17 protein-coding genes and 1 tRNA gene are annotated in these 21,656 nt (G+C 29.8%); 14 read left to right on the top strand and 4 right to left on the bottom strand.

Annotation, left to right across the window (positions count from 1 at the left end):
- Window positions 1–44 precede the first annotated feature (44 nt).
- The 11 genes from rpoC (at window position 45) to FVE75_RS01590 (ending at window position 13,935) form a co-directional block, all read left to right on the top strand.
- A complete protein-coding gene (gene rpoC / locus FVE75_RS01540; RefSeq protein ID WP_147004884.1) occupies window positions 45–4,118 on the top strand; it encodes a DNA-directed RNA polymerase subunit beta' in 4,074 nt (1,357 codons plus the stop codon).
- A gap of 165 nt (window positions 4,119–4,283) precedes the next feature.
- Window positions 4,284–4,835: a guanylate kinase gene (gmk, locus tag FVE75_RS01545; RefSeq protein WP_147004885.1), complete on the top strand. Its 552-nt coding sequence runs from the start codon at window positions 4,284–4,286 to the stop codon at window positions 4,833–4,835.
- Between the two features lie 36 nt (window positions 4,836–4,871).
- Window positions 4,872–5,069: a DNA-directed RNA polymerase subunit omega gene (locus FVE75_RS01550; protein WP_021745206.1), complete on the top strand. Its 198-nt coding sequence runs from the start codon at window positions 4,872–4,874 to the stop codon at window positions 5,067–5,069.
- A gap of 102 nt (window positions 5,070–5,171) precedes the next feature.
- On the top strand, window positions 5,172–6,995 hold the full coding sequence (dnaG, locus tag FVE75_RS01555) for a DNA primase (protein ID WP_147004886.1): 1,824 nt from the start codon (window positions 5,172–5,174) through the stop codon (window positions 6,993–6,995).
- The gene (gene rpoD, locus FVE75_RS01560) at window positions 6,988–8,166 is read left to right on the top strand and encodes an RNA polymerase sigma factor RpoD (protein ID WP_021745208.1); all 1,179 of its coding nucleotides are present in this window, start codon (window positions 6,988–6,990) and stop codon (window positions 8,164–8,166) included. The genes dnaG and rpoD overlap by 8 nt, the downstream gene beginning before the upstream one ends.
- Window positions 8,167–8,242: 76 nt before the next feature.
- The gene (locus FVE75_RS01565; RefSeq protein WP_147004887.1) at window positions 8,243–9,193 is read left to right on the top strand and encodes an RNA polymerase subunit sigma; all 951 of its coding nucleotides are present in this window, start codon (window positions 8,243–8,245) and stop codon (window positions 9,191–9,193) included.
- A gap of 27 nt (window positions 9,194–9,220) precedes the next feature.
- Window positions 9,221–10,033, top strand: a complete 813-nt coding sequence (locus tag FVE75_RS01570; RefSeq protein ID WP_147004888.1) for a Nif3-like dinuclear metal center hexameric protein — start codon at window positions 9,221–9,223, stop codon at window positions 10,031–10,033.
- A gap of 309 nt (window positions 10,034–10,342) precedes the next feature.
- Window positions 10,343–10,428: transfer RNA gene (locus FVE75_RS01575), tRNA-Leu, on the top strand.
- A 525-nt stretch (window positions 10,429–10,953) separates the two neighbouring features.
- Window positions 10,954–12,282: a tRNA (N6-isopentenyl adenosine(37)-C2)-methylthiotransferase MiaB gene (gene miaB, locus FVE75_RS01580; protein WP_147004889.1), complete on the top strand. Its 1,329-nt coding sequence runs from the start codon at window positions 10,954–10,956 to the stop codon at window positions 12,280–12,282.
- Window positions 12,283–13,629, top strand: coding sequence for a transcription termination factor Rho (gene rho / locus FVE75_RS01585; protein ID WP_232052583.1), 1,347 nt, complete (start codon window positions 12,283–12,285; stop codon window positions 13,627–13,629). It abuts the gene before it with no gap.
- Between the two features lie 24 nt (window positions 13,630–13,653).
- On the top strand, window positions 13,654–13,935 hold the full coding sequence (locus FVE75_RS01590) for a cupin domain-containing protein (RefSeq protein ID WP_147004890.1): 282 nt from the start codon (window positions 13,654–13,656) through the stop codon (window positions 13,933–13,935).
- Between the two features lie 28 nt (window positions 13,936–13,963).
- Here the strand turns inward: FVE75_RS01590 and FVE75_RS01595 are convergent, their stop codons facing one another.
- From FVE75_RS01595 to FVE75_RS01610, 4 genes are all read right to left on the bottom strand, one after another.
- Window positions 13,964–15,121, bottom strand: a complete 1,158-nt coding sequence (locus FVE75_RS01595) for an RnfABCDGE type electron transport complex subunit D (protein WP_147004891.1) — start codon at window positions 15,119–15,121, stop codon at window positions 13,964–13,966.
- Window positions 15,122–15,151: 30 nt separating this feature from the next.
- Window positions 15,152–15,490 (bottom strand): YfhO family protein, encoded by a 339-nt coding sequence (locus FVE75_RS01600; protein ID WP_147004892.1) that lies wholly within the window; start codon window positions 15,488–15,490, stop codon window positions 15,152–15,154.
- Window positions 15,490–16,857 (bottom strand): electron transport complex subunit RsxC, encoded by a 1,368-nt coding sequence (gene rsxC / locus FVE75_RS01605; RefSeq protein ID WP_147004893.1) that lies wholly within the window; start codon window positions 16,855–16,857, stop codon window positions 15,490–15,492. Before rsxC ends, FVE75_RS01600 begins: the two co-directional genes overlap by 1 nt.
- Window positions 16,858–17,033: 176 nt before the next feature.
- Window positions 17,034–18,149, bottom strand: coding sequence for a nitronate monooxygenase (locus FVE75_RS01610; RefSeq protein WP_147004894.1), 1,116 nt, complete (start codon window positions 18,147–18,149; stop codon window positions 17,034–17,036).
- A gap of 780 nt (window positions 18,150–18,929) precedes the next feature.
- On the opposite strand from FVE75_RS01610, the gene FVE75_RS01620 reads away from it, so the two are divergent.
- The 3 genes from FVE75_RS01620 to FVE75_RS01630 all read left to right on the top strand — a co-directional run bounded on the left by FVE75_RS01620 (window position 18,930) and on the right by FVE75_RS01630 (window position 21,647).
- Window positions 18,930–20,639, top strand: coding sequence for a DUF262 domain-containing protein (locus FVE75_RS01620; RefSeq protein ID WP_147004895.1), 1,710 nt, complete (start codon window positions 18,930–18,932; stop codon window positions 20,637–20,639).
- 151 nt (window positions 20,640–20,790) lie between these two features.
- The gene (locus FVE75_RS01625; protein WP_147004896.1) at window positions 20,791–21,276 is read left to right on the top strand and encodes an HMA2 domain-containing protein; all 486 of its coding nucleotides are present in this window, start codon (window positions 20,791–20,793) and stop codon (window positions 21,274–21,276) included.
- On the top strand, window positions 21,276–21,647 hold the full coding sequence (locus FVE75_RS01630; protein ID WP_147004897.1) for an HMA2 domain-containing protein: 372 nt from the start codon (window positions 21,276–21,278) through the stop codon (window positions 21,645–21,647). Before FVE75_RS01625 ends, FVE75_RS01630 begins: the two co-directional genes overlap by 1 nt.
- The last annotated feature ends 9 nt before the right edge of the window (window positions 21,648–21,656 follow it).

A 21,656-nucleotide genomic window follows, 5' to 3' on the forward strand; every position in this document is an offset into this window, starting at 1 on the left:
TTTCAAAAAAAGTGGAATTAAAGAATAGAGGAGGCTCTTAACGAATGAGTATAAGAGATTTTGACAGTATTCAAATAAAATTGGCATCGCCAGAAAAGATTTTGGAATGGTCGTATGGTGAAATTACAAAAGCCGAAACAATAAATTATAGAACTTTAAAACCTGAAATGGACGGATTATTCTGTGAGAGAATATTTGGGCCGTCTAAGGATTATGAATGTGCCTGCGGGAAGTACAAGAGAATGCGTTACAAAGGCATGGTATGTGAAAAATGTGGTGTTGAAGTGACAACTTCAAAAGTTAGGCGTGAAAGAATGGGACATATAAAACTTGCTACTCCAATTGCACATATCTGGTATTCTAAAGGTACGCCTAACAAAATGAGCCTTTTATTGGGAATCAGTACGAAAGAATTGGAATCAGTTCTATATTTTTCAAGATATATTGTGACTGATCCAGGAGAAACTGGACTTCAAAAAGGTGAAATTCTGACTGAACGTGAATATAAATTATATGAAAATCAGTTTAAAAATGAATTTACAGCAAAAATGGGAGCTGAGGGAGTTCTAGCCTTGCTTGAGGAAATCGACTTGTTTGAACTAGAAAAAACTTTGCAAGGAGAAATGGATACAGAACACTCTACACAAAAAAGAAGAAAAGTTATAAAAAGATTAAAAGTAGTTAGAGATTTGATAGAAGCAGGGAACAGGCCAGAATGGATGATTTTAACTGTATTACCTGTAATTCCTGCGGATTTACGTCCGATGGTTCAATTAGATGGTGGAAGATTTGCCACTTCTGACTTGAATGATTTATACAGAAGAGTAATCAACAGAAATATCAGACTTAAAAAATTGATGTCAATAAAAGCGCCTGAAATTGTAATAAAAAATGAAAAAAGAATGCTTCAGGAAGCAGTTGACGCATTAATTGATAACGGTAGACGTGGAAAACCAGTTGTTACACAAAACAATAGGGAATTAAAATCACTTTCTGATATGTTAAAAGGGAAACAAGGACGTTTTAGACAAAATCTGCTAGGAAAACGTGTGGATTATTCAGGAAGATCGGTTATAGTCGTTGGACCAAATTTAAAAATGAATCAATGTGGACTTCCTAAAAAAATGGCACTTGAGCTGTATAAACCATTTTTAATGAGAGAACTTGTAAAAAGGGAACTTGCCTCAAATATAAAAGTGGCTAAGAAAATGGTTGAGGAAGAAGACGAAAACGTATGGGAATTGATTGAAGAAATTATAAAAAATCACCCAGTTCTTTTAAATAGGGCGCCAACATTGCACAGACTTTCAATTCAAGCCTTTGAGCCAACATTAATTGAAGGGAAGGCAATAAGACTTCATCCACTTGTATGTTCTGCTTTTAATGCGGATTTTGATGGAGACCAAATGGCAGTCCACTTGGTATTGTCACAAGAAGCTCAAATGGAAGCAAAATTATTAATGCTTGCAACAAATAATATTATTGCACCATCAAGTGGTAGACCAATAGCAGTTCCATCGCAAGATATGGTAATGGGATGTTACTATATGACAAAGGAAAGAAAAGGTGTTAAAGGAGAAGGAAAATCTTTTTCTAACAAAAATCAGTTAATTACAGCATACCAAAATGGACAAGTTGCAGTTCATGCTCTTGTAAATGTAAGAATTGACGGGCAAACAATACAAACTACACCTGGACGTCTTATGTTTAATACAATGCTTCCAAAAGAAGTGAGAGATTATACAAAAACTTTTGGTAAAGGTGAATTAGGAAAATTAATCGCTGAGCTATATAAAAAATTTGGATTTGAAAAAACATCTGAACTACTTGATAAAATTAAAGAGTTTGGATTTCACTATGGAACACTTGCTGGAATTACTGTTGGAATTGAAGATCTGGAAATTCCTGAAAGTAAAAAGGCTATTTTGGAAAAAGCTGAAAATGAAGTGGCTGAAATTGAGGAACAATATAAATCTGGAGAAATTATTGATGCAGAAAGATACAGAAGAACAGTCGCTATATGGGATGAGGCAGTTTCAAAAGTAACTAAGGAAATGATGGATAACTTGGACGAATTTAACCCAGTTTACATGATGGCAAACTCTGGAGCTAGAGGGTCAATTGCACAAATGCGTCAGCTTGGTGGAATGCGTGGACTTATGGCAGATACGCAAGGGCGTATTATCGAAATGCCGATTAAAGCTAACTTTAGAGAAGGACTTAACATTCTTGAATTCTTTATGTCATCACATGGAGCAAGAAAAGGACTTGCGGATACAGCATTGAGAACTGCCGATTCAGGATACTTAACAAGAAGACTTGTTGATATTTCACACGAAGTTATCGTAAATCATGATGACTGTGGATGTGAACATGGAATTGTCGTATCAGATTTGATGGATGCTGGGGAAGTAATCGAAAAATTAAGCGAAAGAATTTATGGAAGAAACTTGGCAACAGACTTAATTCATGAAGGAAAAGTAATTGCCAAAAGAAATACTTTAATAACTGATGATTTGATTAAGAAGATTGAAGAATTAGATATTCGTGAAGTAGAAATAAGAACGCCTTTGACATGTAAACTGGAAAAAGGAGTTTGTAAAAAATGTTATGGATTAGATCTTTCTAATCACAAGGAAATTCTTAAAGGAGAAGCAGTTGGAGTTATTGCGGCTCAATCAATTGGGGAACCTGGTACACAGCTTACAATGCGTACTTTCCATACAGGAGGGGTAGCAACAGCGGCATCTGTTCAGTCAGATTATAAAGCTGATGTTTCTGGAAAAGTTAAACTTAAAGATATTTCTATACTTGTAAATGATGAAGGGAAAGAAATCGTTGTTTCACAAAATGGACGTGTAATAATAGGAAAACATAGATATGAAGTGCCTTCAGGTTCAACTTTACACGTAAAAGATGGAGATTCTGTTAAGAAAGGTAAAGTGCTAGTAGAATTTGATCCTTATCAAATACCTATTATTACATCTGTTGCAGGAAAAGTAGAATTTAGAGATATTTATGTAAAAGAAAATATTGATGTAAAATATGGAGTTACTGAAAAAGTAGCTATAAAACCTGTGGAAAGTAATGATGTAAACCCAAGAATAATAATTTATACAAAAGGTGATAAGAAAGTAGAATATGCAGTTCCTTATGGGGCATATTTAATGGTAAGCGAAGGAGAAACTGTTAAAAAAGGTCAAATTATTACAAAAATCCTAAAAACTGGAGAAGGAAATAAAGATATTACAGGAGGTCTTCCTCGTGTACAAGAATTATTTGAGGCAAGAAATCCTAGAGGAAAAGCTATTCTATCAGAAGTTGCAGGGCGTGTAGTTTTCTCTGACAAAAAGAAAAAAGGTATGAGATTAATCTTGATTGAAGATCCTGAAACAGGAGAATTAATCCAAGAATATACTGTTCCTGTGGGAGAGCATTTGGTTGTAACTAATGAAATGCTAATCGAAAAAGGTGCGAAAATAACTGACGGGCCTGTTTCACCACACGATATTCTGAAAATAAAAGGGCTTGTAGAAGCACAGCAATTTATTCTTGAATCAGTACAGCAAGTTTATAGAGAGCAAGGAGTTGCGGTTAACGATAAACATATTGAGATAATCGTAAAACAAATGTTCCAAAAAATTAAAGTTAAAGAAGCTGGAGATTCATTATTCCTTGAAGATGAGCTAATCGATAAAAAAATTGTGGAACGTGAAAATGAAATATTAATTTCAAAAGGAAAACGTCCAGCAACTTACGAACCAGTAATTCAAGGTATTACGAAAGCAGCTGTAAATACAGAAAGTTTCATTTCTGCAGCATCGTTCCAAGAAACTACAAAAGTTCTTGCAAATGCGGCTGTTGAAGGAAAAACAGACAGACTTGAAGGATTGAAGGAAAATGTAATCATTGGTAAAAAAGTGCCAGGAGGTACAGGATTCAATGATTATAAGTATTTGGATGCAGTCTTAAAAAATGATATTGTAGAAGAGGAAGCTGTGGAAACTGAGGTGGAAGTAGATGGAGAAAAAGTAGAAGTTACAGAAACTTTAGGTGCCTTGAAGGACAATCCAAATGAAATTATAGAAACTATTGAAGAAACAGCAGAAGTTGAATAATTAAGATAATTTAAACTTGATTAGTAAATATATACTTGAAGTAACTATAAGCATAAAATTTTAATATTACTGTCAAAATTAGATTATTAATATAATATTGTGAATAGGGAGATTTGTGAATATAAATTTCCCTTATTCGCGTAAAAAAATAAAAGGTGGTTTCTAATGAAAGGAAAATTATTCATTGTTTCAGGGCCTTCAGGCTCAGGAAAATCAACAGTTACAAAATTAGTAAAAGATCGACTAAATATTCCATTATCAATATCAGCTACAACTCGACAGCCAAGAGACGGAGAAATCGATGGTAAAGACTACTTTTTCTTAACTAAGGAAATTTTTGAACAAAAAATAAAAAATGATGAATTTTATGAATATGCAAATGTTCATGGAAATTATTATGGAACATTGAAAGAAGTAGTAGAAAGTAATTTAAATAAAGGATTAAATGTAATTTTGGAAATTGATGTGCAAGGTGCATTAATTGCAAAGGAAAAGAAAAAAGACGCTGTATTGGTATTTTTTTGTACAAAGGATATGGAAACTCTTGAAAAAAGGCTTCGTAACAGAAATACTGATACAGAAGAAGTTATTCAGACACGTTTAAAAAATGCGTTAAAAGAACTGGAATATGAAAAAAAATATGATTACACTATAATAAATAATGATATTGAAGAATCTTGCACAGCATTGATAAATATTATTAATCCACAAAATTGATATAAATTCTAAAATAATAGGAGAAAATTATAAAAAATGAAAAAAGAAAAAATAACAATAGATGAACTATTGACTAAAATACCGAATAAATATGAGCTTGCAATTGTATCAGGGAAAATTGCAAAAAGAGAATTTGCTAAAGGGAAGCAAAAATCGGAAATAATGGATGAAGTTTTTAAAGATATTATGGAAGATGATGTGGAAATAATTCGTGAAACTAATGAGGAAAATTAAAAAAATTTGTTTATAAAGTATTGACTATTTAAAAAAACAAATTATACTAATAGTGTAAATATTTTTTATTGACTGTTTTTTTTTATGGAGGAATAAGAAATAATGATTTATAGTGAAAAAGAGATACAGAAATTAATTGATAATTTAGATATTGTTCAAGTGATTGGAGAATATGTAAATTTAAAAAAGGCAGGTTCAAATTATAAAGGCTTATCTCCTTTTAAAGATGAAAAGACTCCATCTTTTACAGTCAGCCCAGTAAAAAATATTTTTAAGGATTTTAGTACACAAATTGGCGGAAATGTAATTTCGTTTTATATGAAAATCAATGATGTTAGTTTCATTCAGGCAGTAGAAGAATTATCTCGAAAGTATAATATTCCACTCAAGAAAAATAGGGAATATAGGACAATCAATCAGGAAATTGAAAGAAAAAAGGCTCTAAACAAGGAGTATTACGAAATAATGAATGAAGCCCAGATATTTTTTAGAGAAAATATTGAAAAATATCCTGAAGCATTAGAATATATGAAGGAACGTAATTTCTCTATTGAAGAAATCAGAAAATTTGGGATAGGATTTGCCAATAATTCAAGAGATGAATTATTTCAGCATTTATTAAAAAAAGAATTTCCAGAAGAAAAGATAATAGAATTAGGACTTGTCAAAAGAAATGAAAATGGCGAAATTTATGATAGCTTTAGAAATAGAGTGATTTTTCCAATTTACAATATAAATTCTCAGATTGTAGGATTTGGGGGACGTATAATTGAAAAAAATACTAATTTGCCTAAATATCTAAATTCTCCAGATTCGCCTATTTTTAAAAAAGGAAATGAACTTTTTGGAATAAAGCATCAAGGAGAAAATATTAGGAAAAAAGGCTTTGTGATGCTGATGGAAGGTTATCTTGATGTACTTACAGCCCAAAAGAATGGTTTTGAAAATGCAGTTGCAAGTCTTGGAACTGCACTTACTGAGGAACAGGCACAACTTTTAAAAAAATATACAGATAAAATATTGATTTCGTATGATAACGATGAAGCTGGGAAGAATGCCATAATAAAAGCAGGATACATTTTAAAAAAATATGATTTTGATGTAAAGTGTCTAGTTATAGATGGAAATGAGAAGGATCCTGATGAGTTCTTGAGGAAAAATGGTAAAAAGGCATTTATAGAAGTTGTAAAGAAATCAGAAGAAATTTTTGATTTTTTAACAAAGGAAGCTTCAAAAGATTTGGATTTGAATGACATAAGTGGAGAAAGAAAATTCATTGAAAGATTAAAACCATTTTTTTCAAATGTTACAAATAATCTTAATAAAAATCTATATTTACAAAGATTATCAGCTAATTTTGGAATTAATGAATTTGTTTTAGAAGAGGAACTCAAAAATTTGCCGAATAAAACTTCTAAAATGAAAAAAAGAAGAATCTATGAAAATCAGAAAGTTCAATACAAAAAGCAAAAAAGAGATTTATATATTGAACTGGAAGAACAAACACTTATATATATATTGGAATTTTATAAATCAGAAAAGGAAAAGTGTATAGAACTTTTAAATAAAGAATTTAGCCATCCGATTTTTAATGAACTAATAGAAAAATTGAAAGCTATAGATTTTGATATAATGAAACTTGATAAAATTGATATTAGTGAAGAAAATAGGGAGATTGTAACAAACTTGAAGTTACGGGCAGATAATGACATTAAGGATAAGGAAATTTATTTTAGGGAAATTTATTCTGGCTGGTTTGAGCGTGAAATAGATGAGGAAAGAAAAAAAACTGAGGAAGAAAACGATAGAATTAAGAAAATTGAATTAAAAAAAATATTATCAAAATTAAAAAATATTAATAAAATTAGTGAAATAGAAAAATTATATAATGAATTTATATTGATAAGGAGACCGAATTATGTCTGATAAAAAACAAAATTTAAAAAATAGTCTCGCAAATTTTATAAAACAGGCACGAGAGCAAAAAGTTGTAAGTTACGAAGAAATAAATTCTGTTTTATCTATCGGATTTTCAACTGAAAAAATCGAGCAGTTAATAAAAAAACTGACTGATGACGGTGTTCAAATCGTAGATACTATAAAGGAAAAAGAGGATTTATTAAAAGTTCCTGATTCCATAGAAGCTATCGAAAAAATGGAAATATCGGATTTTGAAGATTCGCATGATGAATTTGTAGAGAGTGAAATCGACGATTCGGAAGTGGATAAACTATTACAGACAGATTTGTTAAAAATGGCAGAAAGTATGGATGTAGATGAACCAATAAAAATGTATTTACGTGAAATTGGACAAATTCCACTACTTAGCTATGAAGAAGAAATCGAATATGCTCAACGAGTTTTAAATGGCGAGGAGGAAGCAAAACAGAAATTAATAGAGTCAAATTTAAGGCTTGTTGTCAGTATCGCAAAAAAACATACAAATCGTGGCTTGAAAATGCTGGATTTAATTCAGGAAGGAAATATGGGGCTTATGAAGGCTGTGGAAAAATTTGAATATGAAAAAGGATTCAAGTTTTCGACTTATGCAACTTGGTGGATTAGACAGGCTATAACACGTGCAATTGCAGATCAGGGAAGAACAATAAGAATACCTGTTCATATGATTGAAACAATTAATAAAATCAAAAAGGAAAGCCGTATTATTTTACAGGAAACTGGAAAAGAGCCAACAGCAGAGGAATTGGCTGAAAAGTTAGAATTACCAGTAGAAAAGGTAAAAAGTATTTTGGAAATGAATCAGGATCCGATTTCACTTGAAACTCCAGTTGGAAGTGAAGAAGATAGTGAACTGGGAGATTTCGTGGAAGATGATAAATTTGCGAATCCTTATGACGCAACAACGAGAGTTCTATTAAAGGAACAGCTTGATGAAGTATTAAAAACATTAAATGAGCGTGAGGAAATGGTGCTTAGATATAGATATGGACTAGATGACGGTTCTCAGAAAACTCTTGAAGAGGTGGGGAAAATCTTTAATGTAACAAGGGAACGTATTAGACAGATTGAGGTAAAAGCATTAAGAAAATTAAGACATCCAAGCAGAAGAAAAAAATTGGAAGATTACAGGAGCTAAAGTTGTTATTTAGCTCCTTTTAGATATTTAGGATTTTTAGATGAACTAAATAATAAATAAAATAAGGGGAAAAAAGATGTTAAAAAATGTTTTTGAAGATATAAGAAAAAAAGGAAGTTTCAGTTTTGAAAAAATTATAGAAAATCATACAATGAATGATGATGAATTTTTTGAATTTTTGAAATTTATCCATTTGGAAAATATTCCAGAGGTTAGGACTTCAACTGATGGGAGTGATTTTATCGTATTAGAAGACGAGAATATTTTTATTGAAGAAAAGGATATGATAAAGTCATATTTAGAAGATATAAAGAGAAAATACGAAGAACTTGATAAAAAAAGTGAAAATGAGAAAGAAAAGGAAGAATTAATTGATAAATATTTAAAAATTGCAGTAAAAGAAAGCTTGCTTTATTCAAAATATGGATTTTCGTTTTTGGATACAGTTCAGGAAGCTACACTTGGAATTATGTCAGGTTTGAATTATTATGATGAAATTATGAAAATAACAAAAGAGCCCGAATTTTTTGTGAAAAATTTTGCTGTAAAATATATTTTGGAATTTCAGAAGGAACTGTTAAAAGATATTAAATCATCTGAATTATCGTATATTTTATATTTAAAAGTAAAAGTTGACAGGAGTATGGGATTTTCAATGGATGAAATAAGTAAACAGATGAATGTTTCAAAAGAATATATTGAACAGCTTGAAAAACTGTTTGACCAGGTAGAGCCTGAGGAGCTGATTGGAAATTCACAGATATTGGAAAAGGCTGATAAAATTACACAGATGTATATTCTTGAAAATATTCCTAAAAAACTAAATTATCTAGATGAGCAGATTTTAGTTATGACTTATGGACTGGATGATAAAGTGTATACAGAAAAGGAAATTGCAAAATCTTTAAATATTGCAAGTCACAATGTAAATATTTTAAAGGAGAAGGCACTTAATAAGTTATCAATTGACTTAATGAGAAATGATTTTGTAGAAAATAATGAAGAGGCAAATTATACAATAAATTAAGAAAAATAATGAAAGGAAAAGGAAATTATGAAATTATGGGAAATAATAGGAGAGCTTCACACAATCTTTAATCCTAAAATTGCTGAAAACTGGGATAATGTCGGACTTCTTGTGGGAGATAACACAAAGGAAGTCAATAAAGTGTTATTTTGTCTGGATGTAACAGAAAAAGTTGTAAAACAAGCTGTAGATAACAATGTAGATTTGATAATTTCACACCATCCAGTTATTTTTTCAGGTCTAAAGAAAATTACAAATGAAACTGTACATGGAAGAAAGTTATTAAAATTAATAGAAAATAAAATAGCGGTTTATTCAATTCATACTAATTCTGATTTTGCAATTAATGGGTTAAATGACTTTATAATGGATAAACTAAATCTAGATGGGGAAAAAATAATTTTTAATGAACACGAATTTGAAGACTATAATCCAATAAAAAATAAGGTGGAACATGTACATAGCGGACTTGCAAGAATAAAGATATTAAATGAGGAAATGAGACTGGAAGACTTGCTTGAAAGAATAAAGGATTCTCTTGGAATAAGCTATGTAAGGTATGTTGGCAATAAAGATGTATATGTACGAAAAATTGGACTTGTTACAGGTGGTGGAAGTTCATTTATGTATGAAGTGGCTGATAAAATTGATGTGTTTCTCACAGGAGACTTGAAGTACCACGAGGCTTTAGATGCTTTAGAAGAAGGGCGTATTTTAGTTGACATTGGACATTTTGAGAGCGAATACTTGTTTGTAGATATGATGGAACAGAAAATGGCGAAATTCTTTAATGGAGAAATGATTCGACATTTTGAAGACGAGATATTTAAGTTAGGATAAAATTATTTTGCAGGATTGGCAATTATTGTAGATCCTGCAATTTATTTGTTTAATTTTAAAACTTTTTTAAGTTGCTAAGCAATTGTAGTTAAATAATGAAAAATTGTTAGTTTATTCTAAAAAATATATTTTATCCTATTTAAGTGGGAAAATTAGAAGATAAAAAACTGCACTAAGAAAGAAATATTTTTTAATATATTTTTGTAACAAATGTTTGACATCTATACAACATCTATACAAAAAAAATTTTAAAAGAAGTTGACAAAACTTAAAAAATATATTATACTAATTAGGTAATTTAAAATTTATGCCCGAGTGGTGAAATTGGTAGACGCAACGGACTCAAAATCCGTCGATTTTATATCGTGCCGGTTCGACTCCGGCCTCGGGCACCAATAATAAAATTAAATTTTTTCATAATAAATTGCACTCTACACTCCTAGAGTGTTTTTTATTTTAAAAATTTTAATTGATAATTATTTTTTCATATTATTTTCCATTAAAATAGCGAATGTTTAATAAATTTTGAATTACACATTATTTAGCTGAGGATTAAGGCTTCTTATCCTTAAAATAGTTTTTATTTTCTAATAGATTTAGTATTAAACAAGAAATAAAACTAGTTTAAAACAGAACTCAAAAATTATGACTATTTTACTCAAACCCTAAATTGTATAATTTCTATCAGTTCAATTTTAAATGAGTTCGAGTATAATTAAAAAAAAGAATAAAAAATTCTTGAAATTCCAAAATAAAAATGATACCATTACAATAGGAGAAAATAAACTTGAAAAATAATGGTTTATACTTGGATAGCTAGAACTATTTAAGTGTTGAAAAAATTATCAATTTAGTCAATTCAAAACTATTCAGTAAAAATCAAAAATTTTTAAAAAAGAACAAAATTTGGAGGGAAAAAAGTGGAAAAGAGAGCAACTATAATAACATACGGTTGTCAAATGAACGTAAATGAAAGTGCGAAAATGAAGCAGATGCTGCAAACAATGGGGTATAGCATGACTGAAGATATTGAAAATACAGATTTGGTATTTTTAAATACTTGTACGGTAAGAGAAGGTGCAGCTGTTAAAGTATATGGAAAACTAGGGGATTTGAAAAGAATTAAGGAAGAAAAAGATGGAAAAATGATTATTGGTGTCACAGGATGCCTTGCTCAAGAGGTAAGAGATGAATTTATAAAAAAAACGCCTTATGTCGATTTGGTTCTTGGAAATCAGAATATAGGAAGAATTCCTGATATTTTAGAGAGAATCGAAGCAGGAGAAGAAACACATATTGTTATGGTAGATGATGAGGATGAACTTCCAACAAGAGTAGATGCAGACTTTGGAGATGATATTGTGGCTTCTATCTCGATTACTTATGGGTGTAATAATTACTGTACATTCTGTATAGTCCCTTATGTGCGTGGAATGGAGAGATCTGTACCTCTTAATGAAGTTGTTAGGGATGTTGAGCAATATACAAAAAAAGGATACAGGGAAATATTATTTTTAGGACAGAATGTAAATTCATATGGAAGTGATTTTGCGAATGGAGAAGATAATTTTGCAAAGCTGCTGGAGCAAAGTGCAAATGTAGAAGGAGATTTCTGGATAAAATATGTATCTCCACATCCAAAGGATTTTAGTGATGAAGTAATTGATACAATTGCAAGAAATCCTAAAATAGCTAGAATGCTACACTTACCATTACAGTCAGGATCTACAAAAATCTTAGATTCAATGAATAGAGGATACACGAAGGAAGAGTTTATAGCTCTTGCTAAGAAAATTAAAGAAAAAATACCTGATATTGGGCTTACTACTGATATTATCGTTGGGTTTCCTGGGGAAACAGATGAAGACTTTCAAGATACAATGGATGTAGTAAATGAAGTTGGATTTGAGAATGCATTTATGTTTATGTATTCAAAGAGAACAGGAACTCCTGCGGCTACAATGGAAAATCAAGTTGATGAGCAAGTAAAAAATGAGAGATTGCAACAGCTTATGAGACTGCAGAATATGAAAGCAAAAGAAGAAAGTCAGAAATATTTAGGAAAAATTGTAAAAGTGCTAGTTGAAGGACCAAGTAAAAAAAATCCTGAAATGCTAGTTGGAAGAAGTTCTACACATAAAATAGTTTTATTTAAAAGTGATAGAAAAGACCTGAAAGGGCAATTTGTAAATACGAAAATTTACAATGCGAAAACATGGACATTGTATGGAGAGCTGGTGGAGGAATAAATGGCAAAAAAAGATAATGAAATAGAATCGGAAAAAAATTTGGATGAACAACTAGAATTAGATAAGAAAGATGTTTCTGAAAATTCAGATTCCGAAGAAGAAATGATACGAGAAATTCTTTCTCAAAATGTAACTAAATTAAAGAAAATGGCAAAGGAATATAAAATTGGAAGTTTTTCTGGAATGTCAAAACTTGAACTTATAAATGCAATTTTGATTGAAAAGGGGAAAGAAAGAGGAAAAACTTATGGATTTGGTAAATTGGATGTAATAGGTGAGGGAAATTATGGGTTTTTGAGAAATACTTCGATTGGGCCTGATGTTTATGTGTCAATTTCACAGATAAAAAGATTTTTCTTAAGAAATGAGGATATTGTATTTGGAGAATTGAGAATTCCGATTGGAACTGAGAAGAATTATGGGATTTTGAAAGTATTGCTTGTAAATGGAGATTTGCCTGAAAAATCGCTAGAACGTCCGTATTTTGATGATTTAGTACCATCTTATCCAGATGAAAAGCTAAATTTAGGAGGCGGGGAAATTTCTTCAAGAATTATTGACTTAATTTCGCCAATTGGAAAAGGACAAAGAGGACTTATAGTTGCACCTCCAAAAGCTGGTAAAACAGTACTTCTTTCTACTCTTGCAAATGACATTATAAAATACAATCCTGAAATTGATGTGTGGATACTATTAATTGATGAACGTCCTGAAGAAGTTACGGATATTAAAGAAAACGTAAAAGATGCGGAAGTATATTCAGCGACTTTTGATGAAGACCCAAGAGTACATACGGAAGTTACAGAAAATGTTCTTCAGATGGCAAAAAGGCAAGTGGAACGTGGGAAAGATATTTTGATTCTTATGGATAGTTTAACAAGGCTTGCACGTTCATATAATATCACTATTCCATCAAGCGGAAAATTAATTTCGGGAGGAATCGATCCCAATGCACTTTATTATCCAAAAAGATTTTTAGGTGCCGCAAGAAATATAAAAAATGGTGGAAGCCTTACAATTATTGCGACAGCTCTTGTTGAGACTGGAAGTAGAATGGACGAAGTAATTTTTGAGGAATTTAAAGGAACAGGAAATATGGAAATCATTTTGAGCAGAACGCTGGAACAGTTAAGAATATTTCCTGCGATTGATGTACTAAAAAGTGGAACAAGACGTGAAGAGCTTCTTATTCCAAGAGAAAATTTGGAAAAAATTTGGAAATTAAGAAGAGAGCTGAATGAAATGTCAGAAGTTGAAGGAATGAAAAATCTGATAGAACTTATAAAAAAATATAAAAATAATGATGAATTACTGGAAGATTTATATAAAGCTAAAAAAACAAAATAAAAATAAATATTAAGGAGAAAAAAGATGTTTGGAAATGTAAAAAATGAAGCAGGATTGCTATTTAACAAAGGAAATTTTAAATTGGTAAAGAAAATTTTGAAAAAAGATGAAAAAATTGCTAAACACAATCATGAAGATGAGGAAATTATTTTTACCGTTCTAAAAGGAAAAATGGAAATGTACCTGAATGAAACTGAAAAACATGTTTTAGTACCAGGAGATATTTTACATTTTGATGGAGTAAACTTTATTAATGGAAGTGCTTTGGAAGATTCTGAAGTTAGTGTAACATTGATAAAAAAATAAGTATGTAAAAAGGGGCTTTTTAGCCCCTTTAATAGTTTATTCTTTTTTTAGTTGTAATGAGTTTTATTGTAAGTATCAAAATATAAAGATATACTAAATAGGGAATGATTCCAAATTTATGGAACTTCACAAAGATAACTGCAAAAGTGAAAATCCCGATAGTAAGTAAAATCATTTTTCCAGATTGCTTTAATATTTCTTCTTTTACATTGTAACCAAATACAACTGGACGAAAAACTTTATTTATAAATTTTGTAAAAGGATTCAATATTATTAGAACATATGATAATGTTTCATTTTTTATTCCAAGTAATGATAATAAGACTATTATGAGCCCAAGCATTATCCCGTAATATATTTTTCCGCCTGCAAAAGATGGACTTGTCGGCATATCAGTTGCCATAAAAATTCCTGTTAATAATAATCCGCCGATTGAAACAGAGGTATCTTCTTTTAATAACATTGTTATCAGGAAGAATGTAGCAAACAGGCTTACAGGAATATGCCATGAAATCCGATTTTTCAGCAATAAGTACAATCCACCTAGAATCAAGGCAAAAGCAGAGTATAATCCTAAAGAACCTGAAGAACTTAGTAATAGTTCATCTAGATAACTTGTAAATGGAGCTTTATAAAAGTTTGCAAAAAAATTAATTTTTGGTAATAGTAAAGCCTTTTGGCTAAACCAAATTGCTCCTGAAGACATTGAAACAGAAAAAAAGACAGTCATAAATTCACGACCTACTACTGCGGGATTAAGAATGTTTTTTCCAATTCCCCCATACATTAATTTTCCAAAGATTACAGCCATTGCTGCTCCAAAAACAACTATAGGTAAAGGAGTTAATGGTGCTAAGGTCATAGCCAATAAAATACCAGTTATAATTGCAGATAAATCATGGATAGAATTGGTATCGTCTAAAAATATTTTTGAAAATAACTTTTCCGTTACAACTGCTGATAAAATAGAAGTTGCAATTAGCAAGAGTGCATTTATTCCATAAACCAATCCTGATGCAATAATAGCTGGGAATAATGATATAATAACATCTTTCATAATATTTCTTACATCAGTTTCAGTTCTAATGTATGGAGTAAAAGATAGTTTTTTTAATTTCCTTTTTTGAAAAAATTCGTTATTATTTTTGTCTTCTATTTTTTTTGTTTTTATTTTTATTATTATCATCTATATTATTTTTATTAAATATTTTTTCATTTATAGCCTGTTTTTTTTGTTGGCTGTACTTTTTTTCATCTTTTTTACAATTGAATTTAGAGAACTTGTGTCTTTATTTTCTGTTTTGTTTTTTCTTATGTTTATTTCACTTCTAATATTTTCATCTCTAGTTTTTTCTAATTTTATTATTTTTTCATTATTTTTATTTCTTAATGTTGAATTTTTAGAAATATTGTTTTGTGATGGATTAATTTTTTTTGTTTCTGAAAATTTTTGATTTTTAGAACTGAAAATATTTTCATCATTATCCAAAAGCCCATTTTTAATACTTTTTTTTCTATCTAATATTTCTTCCAGTAATGACTTTTCATCTTTCATTATTTCTTTTCCTCCATTTCTGACAAAATTAATTTTCCAGTTTTTATACTTTCCATTAAAGGAACTCGTGATGGACAGACAAATTCACAGGCTCCACATTCAATACAGTTCTGGATATTAGCTTTTACCATTTTTTCATACTTTCCTTTTTCATAATAATCAGCAAACTCAAAAGGCATAAGGTTCATTGGACAGGCTTCGACACAATATCCGCATGAAATACAGTTTTTACGTTCTATTTCTTCATTACTCAAAAATAGTATTCCAGAAGTTCCCTTTATTACTGGCACTCTAGAATCAAAAACTTCTGTTCCCATCATTGGTCCGCCAAAAATTACTTTATCTTCATTAGGTATTCCTAGTTCCTTTACGATATGATAAAGAGGAGTTCCAAATTTTATTTTATAATTTCCAATGTTTTTAGCTTCTTCTCCAGAAATTGTAACAATTCTTTCAATAAGTGGTTTCCCTTCAAAAAATGCGTCATAAATCGCTTTAACTATGCTGACATTACTTACAATGACACCTTTTTCAAGAGGAAGTTCCCCTTTTTTCAGTTTTTTTCCTGTAATAGTATTTATTAGTTGCAGCTCACTTCCTTGCGGATAAATTGTAGGAAGTAATTTTATTTTTATTTCAAATTCCTCTTCTTTTTGAATTTTATCAAATATTTCGATTAAATCACTATTTTCTTCTTCTATTCCAAGCACAATTTCTTTTGGGTTTAGTAATTTTTGTATAACTTTTAATCCACGAACAATTTCTTTCGTGTAGTTTTTCATTGTTGAATAATCAGAAGTTAAGTATGGTTCACATTCAGCACCGTTTATTATAAGTGTTTCCACTTTCCTAAATGTAATGTCATATTTTATATGAGTAGGAAATTGTGCTCCTCCAAGACCTACAATTCCTGCTTCTTTTATTATTTTAAAAATTTCATCTTTTTTTATTAATTTTAAATCACGGAGTTCCCTTTTTGTAAGAGTTTCTTCCTTATTCTGAAAATCATTTGCTATAATAATTGTTTTTACCTTATTTCCACTTGCTACAAAATGTTCAACAATATCAACAATATCTCCAGAAACTGGGGAGTGAATATTAGCTGAAATATTACCTGAAATCTCTCCAATTTTTTCATATTTTTTTACAGAATCTCCAATTTCTATTATTGGTATAGATGGACTTCCTATATGCTGGGAAAGAGGAATATAAAAAAGACCTGAATCAATTAGTTCTTTCAGTTTAGTATTTTTTGTCATTGGTTTCATTAATTTCCAATTTTTATTTTTAGTTTTTTTCTCATTTTCTTCGATATTCTTATTTAAGAGAATATTTGCTATTTGTTTTAAATTTATTCTTTTAACCATTTTTTCTCTCCAATTTTTTATTTTAATTCTTTAGTAAAAACCATATTTTATAAAAAAATCTAATTTTTGCTAAAAAACTAAAATTAAACTTAAAAAGTTATAAATATTTGTATAAAAATAGGCTATTAATTAGAAAACAAGGGGTTTATGCCCCTCGTTTCCAGCTATCATTATAACTAATTAGCTTCTGTCATAAGCTCGTCTATCAGATCTTTCACATGTACAATTTCCTTTAATCTCCATCCGTTTGCTCCTGAAAAGAATAATCCGCTTTGAAGCCTACCTAAATAAGCATCACCTAAGCTGTCGGCAATACAGTATCCAACTCTATTTGCACCTTTTCCACGTTCACAAGGGAATACACAGTTACTGATACATTTAATTTTTTTTGTATTAGGCTCCAATGTTTCTATTAAGTTTGTTTTTATTGCACGTCCTGGATAACCTACTGGAGAGCTGACAATTACAATGTCTTCTTCTTTTGCGTTAAGAAGTACCTGTTTTAGTACATCGCTTGCATCACATTCATAAGTACCGATAAATCTTGTTCCCATTTGAACAGCATCTGCTCCAAGTGCCATAATGTTTTTTATATCGTTATTATCCCATATTCCACCTGCTGCAATAATTGGGAAATCTCCCCATTTGTCACGTTCTTCCTTTATAGGTGGCAAGATTGCTTCCAGCTGATGTTCAGGTGCGAATAATTCTTCATATTTTGCCCCTTGGTGTCCACCACTTTTTGGACCTTCCACGATTACTGCTCCTGGCATTTTACCAGCTGCTTTCCATTTTTTGCAGATTATTTTTAATGCTCTGGCAGATGAGACTATTGGAACGATTTCTACATCTGGGAAATCTTTTACAAGCCTTGGAAGCTCCAATGGAAGCCCAGCCCCAGTAACAATAATGTTTGCTCCTGCATCAAGAGCATCCTGTACAACTCTTTCATAATCATTTATTGCATGAAGAATATTACACGCAAGCGGTCTATCACCACAAATCTTTCTTGCATTTTTAAAAATTTCAAAAAGCGCTTCACGGTTGTAGGCATTTTCTGTTCCAAGAGGACGTCCATTTACTGCTTTTTTAACAAATCTCATATTTTGGTAATATCCAGTACAGATGGCGCTTATTGTTCCAAGACATCCATTTTTTGCAACATTTCCAGCAAGCTGATCCCAGCTGATTCCAACACCCATTCCACCCTGAACTATTGGTTTTTCAATAAAATATTTTCCTATTTTTATTCCTTTTAATTCAATTTTTTTATTTTCTGTCTTTTCGTTCACTTTTATTTCCTCCAATTTTATAATTTTTATAAATAATTATTTGTGATTATTTGTAAAAATTATATGGTGGAGCTCTGCTAATTTTTATATTTTCGTTTATTGAAGTATAATTTAGAATAATATAAAAAAATAAATATAATTTTGGTAAAATTTCTAATATTTTTTTTATTCTTTCGATTATTTCATTTCTAATGTCATTTTCAATAAAATTTTTATATCCATTGGAACAAAGCCGTTCAAAATTTTGAACAAGTTTTTTTAAATCGACATTTTCAAAAAAAGATAAATCAATGCCCGAATTAGAAATATATTTATCTAAAGATTTCAAAAAATTGTCACTTTTGCTTATAATAATGTTTTTATTTCTTTTATATAATAAAGCGACATTTTCAATATTTAAAAAATTTATTTTAGAAAAAGTATCAAAATAATTCTTTTTGTAAATTGTTCTGAAAGATTTGAAATAGCAGACTGTATAACTTTTGATAAATTTTTCAGTCGAAATTTTTCAAACATAAAATCTCCTCTGTTAGTTATTTTTATTAGTTTAATATAAAAAATCCGAATATATAACCACTGTTATTTAATTATATAATGTTTTTATATTTTTTACAATTGGATATTTTTATTTTGATAACCAAAATATATGTTTATATTTTTTAGCATCAAAAATAATTATAAAGAACAAATTATAGTAGCAATTTTTTCCCTAAAATTTTTTCGGTTGAAAAATACCATTGAAATGGTGTATAATTTATAAAAAGAACGGTAGGAGGCGTTATGGTTGCAACAATACAAGTTAATAAGCAAAGCATCAAACAGTTGCTGGAAAGTGGAAAAGATCAGATGTTTTTAATACCTGAATATCAGAGACCATATTCCTGGACTGAAAATGAGACTAAGACGTTGTTTTATGATTTATTAGAATTTACTGAAAATGAGTCAAAGAGAAATAGTGAAGTAGAAGGAACATATTTTTTAGGGAGCATAGTTTCGTATGAAAATGAGAATGGGGAACAGGAAATAATTGACGGGCAGCAGAGAATTACTTCATTGTTTCTTCTTTTGCGTGCAATTTATACAAAATTAGTTTCCTATGAGGAAAAAACTGTTGAACAGGAAAATTTTATAAGACAGATTCAGCCTGCACTCTGGAAGCAGGAGAAATTAACTGGAGAAGTTGATTATAAAAGCGTACTTATAAATTCACGAGTTATAGATAATGAAGGAAATAAAATTTTACAAAATATTTTGGAAACTGGAGTTGCTGATCCTGAGGCTACGGACAATTATTCAAAAAATTATATTTTATTTCAAAAGTTATTTGACAAACTTTGTGAATTAAGCCCTACATTAATGCTTGAATTTATTTACTATACTTTAAATAGAGCGGTAGTCTTTCCAATAAATACAGATTCGCAAGATGATGCATTAAGTGTATTTTCTACTTTGAATGACAGAGGATTACCACTTTCTGAAGCTGATATTTTTAAGGCAAAAATGTATAACCGAATCAAAAAAGAATACAAGAAAATGTTTATAAAACAGTGGAAAAAACTAAGTGAACGGGCAATTTATGCTAAAGAAAATGTAAAACAGCTATTTTATTATTATATGTTTTATCTAAGGGCAGTAGAAAAAGATGTGGCAACGACTACACTTGGACTTAGACGTTTTTATTCAAAGGGTGGATTTACAAGGCTTTATAAATCAAATCTTTTGAAGCATCTGGATCAGATTCTTGATTTATGGGTTGTGATGAATAGGCATGAATCAATAGATGACAAGCCTTGGACAGAAAATATACAGATTATAAAGATTTTGGATACTTTATCAGCTTATCCAAATGAATCTTGGAAATATCCTGTTGTTGTCTATTATTTGTCACATGGCGAAAAAGAAAATTTTGAAACTTATTTCTTAAAATTTTTAAGAAAGCTATTTTTGGAATTGACAGCAAATTATCTTGTAACACCGAGTGTTGCCGCTGTAAAAGCTGATATTCTTAAACTTAATGTTGATATTGTTGATAATATTTCTCCAAAAATTGCATTCAAGAATATTCCCATTTCAATATTGCAGGAAAAAGTCAAGACACCAAACAAAAATCTTGTGCGTATGATTTTAAAAATGGTTGTTTACAACAATCAAGATGAATTACTTCCTGAAAAATGGGAAATTGAATATATATTGCCACAAAAATGGAGTAACCGTTTCTCAGAAAGTGTTGAAAATAAACAGGTTAAAGAATATATAAATTATATTGGAAACAAGATTCCTTTTGAAAAGAAATTGTCGATTAAAGCTTCAGAAAACTTTTTTGAAAAGAAAAAAGCAAGTTATGAAAAATCTAAAATTAAATATGTACGTGAACTAATCCCAGCAGACAAGACTGACTGGACTTTTGAAGACATTAATATAAGAAACAAAAAAGTAGCAGAAGAGCTTGTTAAATTGTTTATTACTTGGAATGGAGAATATGAATTTTAAATTTAATAATTTTTTAGGATAAGGGTGTTAGAAATGCACTTATTTTTTGATAAAATTGTTTTAAAGTCTGTTTTATTTTATTTAATTAAATTCTTGAAATTTAAAATAAAAAGGTATATAATAGTTTATGAAAATATTTAAGGAGTTTGTTATGTTACAAAATTTTTATGGCGTTATTCAAGTAAAACATTACCAGAATGGACGTTTGAGACTTCAAACAGATGTATTAAAGGAAAATGAAGAATTAGAACAGGAATTTTTAAATAATATACGTCAATTATCAGGAATACACTCAGTAAGCGTTAATTCCATTATTGGAAGCATCTTAATTTATTTTGATGAAAAAATTATTGAAAGTTCGTTTTTATATTTAATCGTACTAAAACTGCTCCATCTGGAAGAAGAAGCCTTAAAAAATAAGCCTGGAAAAGTAAAAAAATTGTTAAAACAGGCATTTGAATCTGTTGATATGGCTATTTACAATAAAAGTAGAGGTTATCTGGACTTAAAGACATTAGTTGCAGGAATTTTTGCTTTTTATGGCATTAAAAAATTAAGAGAAATTCCAAAATTGCCTACAGGTACTACTTTATTATGGTGGGCTTTTATTTTTTTATCAGAAGGGAAAAGAAAATAATGTTAGAAAATTTATTTAAGGCTACATATCTGATGTTTAATCAGATAAAGGTTGTACACAGTATTCCTGGCAGATTAAGGCTTTCGGTCCCAAATTTGTCAAAGATTCCAGAAGAATTAAAAAAATATGATTATCGAGTTACAGAACTTATTTTATCAAAAAAAGGCATAAAAAGTATTGAGTATTCGTATGTGACAAATAAAATTCTGCTTTACTATGATGTAAAATTAATTTCAGAAAAACAAATACTGGACTGGCTGAACAAAGTATGGAAAACTATGATTAATCATTCTGAATTATATGAAAATAAATCCTTAAAGGAAATAGAAGATAATTTGGATACTTTTTATAACATAATTAAAGAACTTTAATTATTGCCA

It is taken from the genome of Leptotrichia hongkongensis (assembly GCF_007990635.1).
Lineage (GTDB): Bacteria > Fusobacteriota > Fusobacteriia > Fusobacteriales > Leptotrichiaceae > Leptotrichia > Leptotrichia hongkongensis.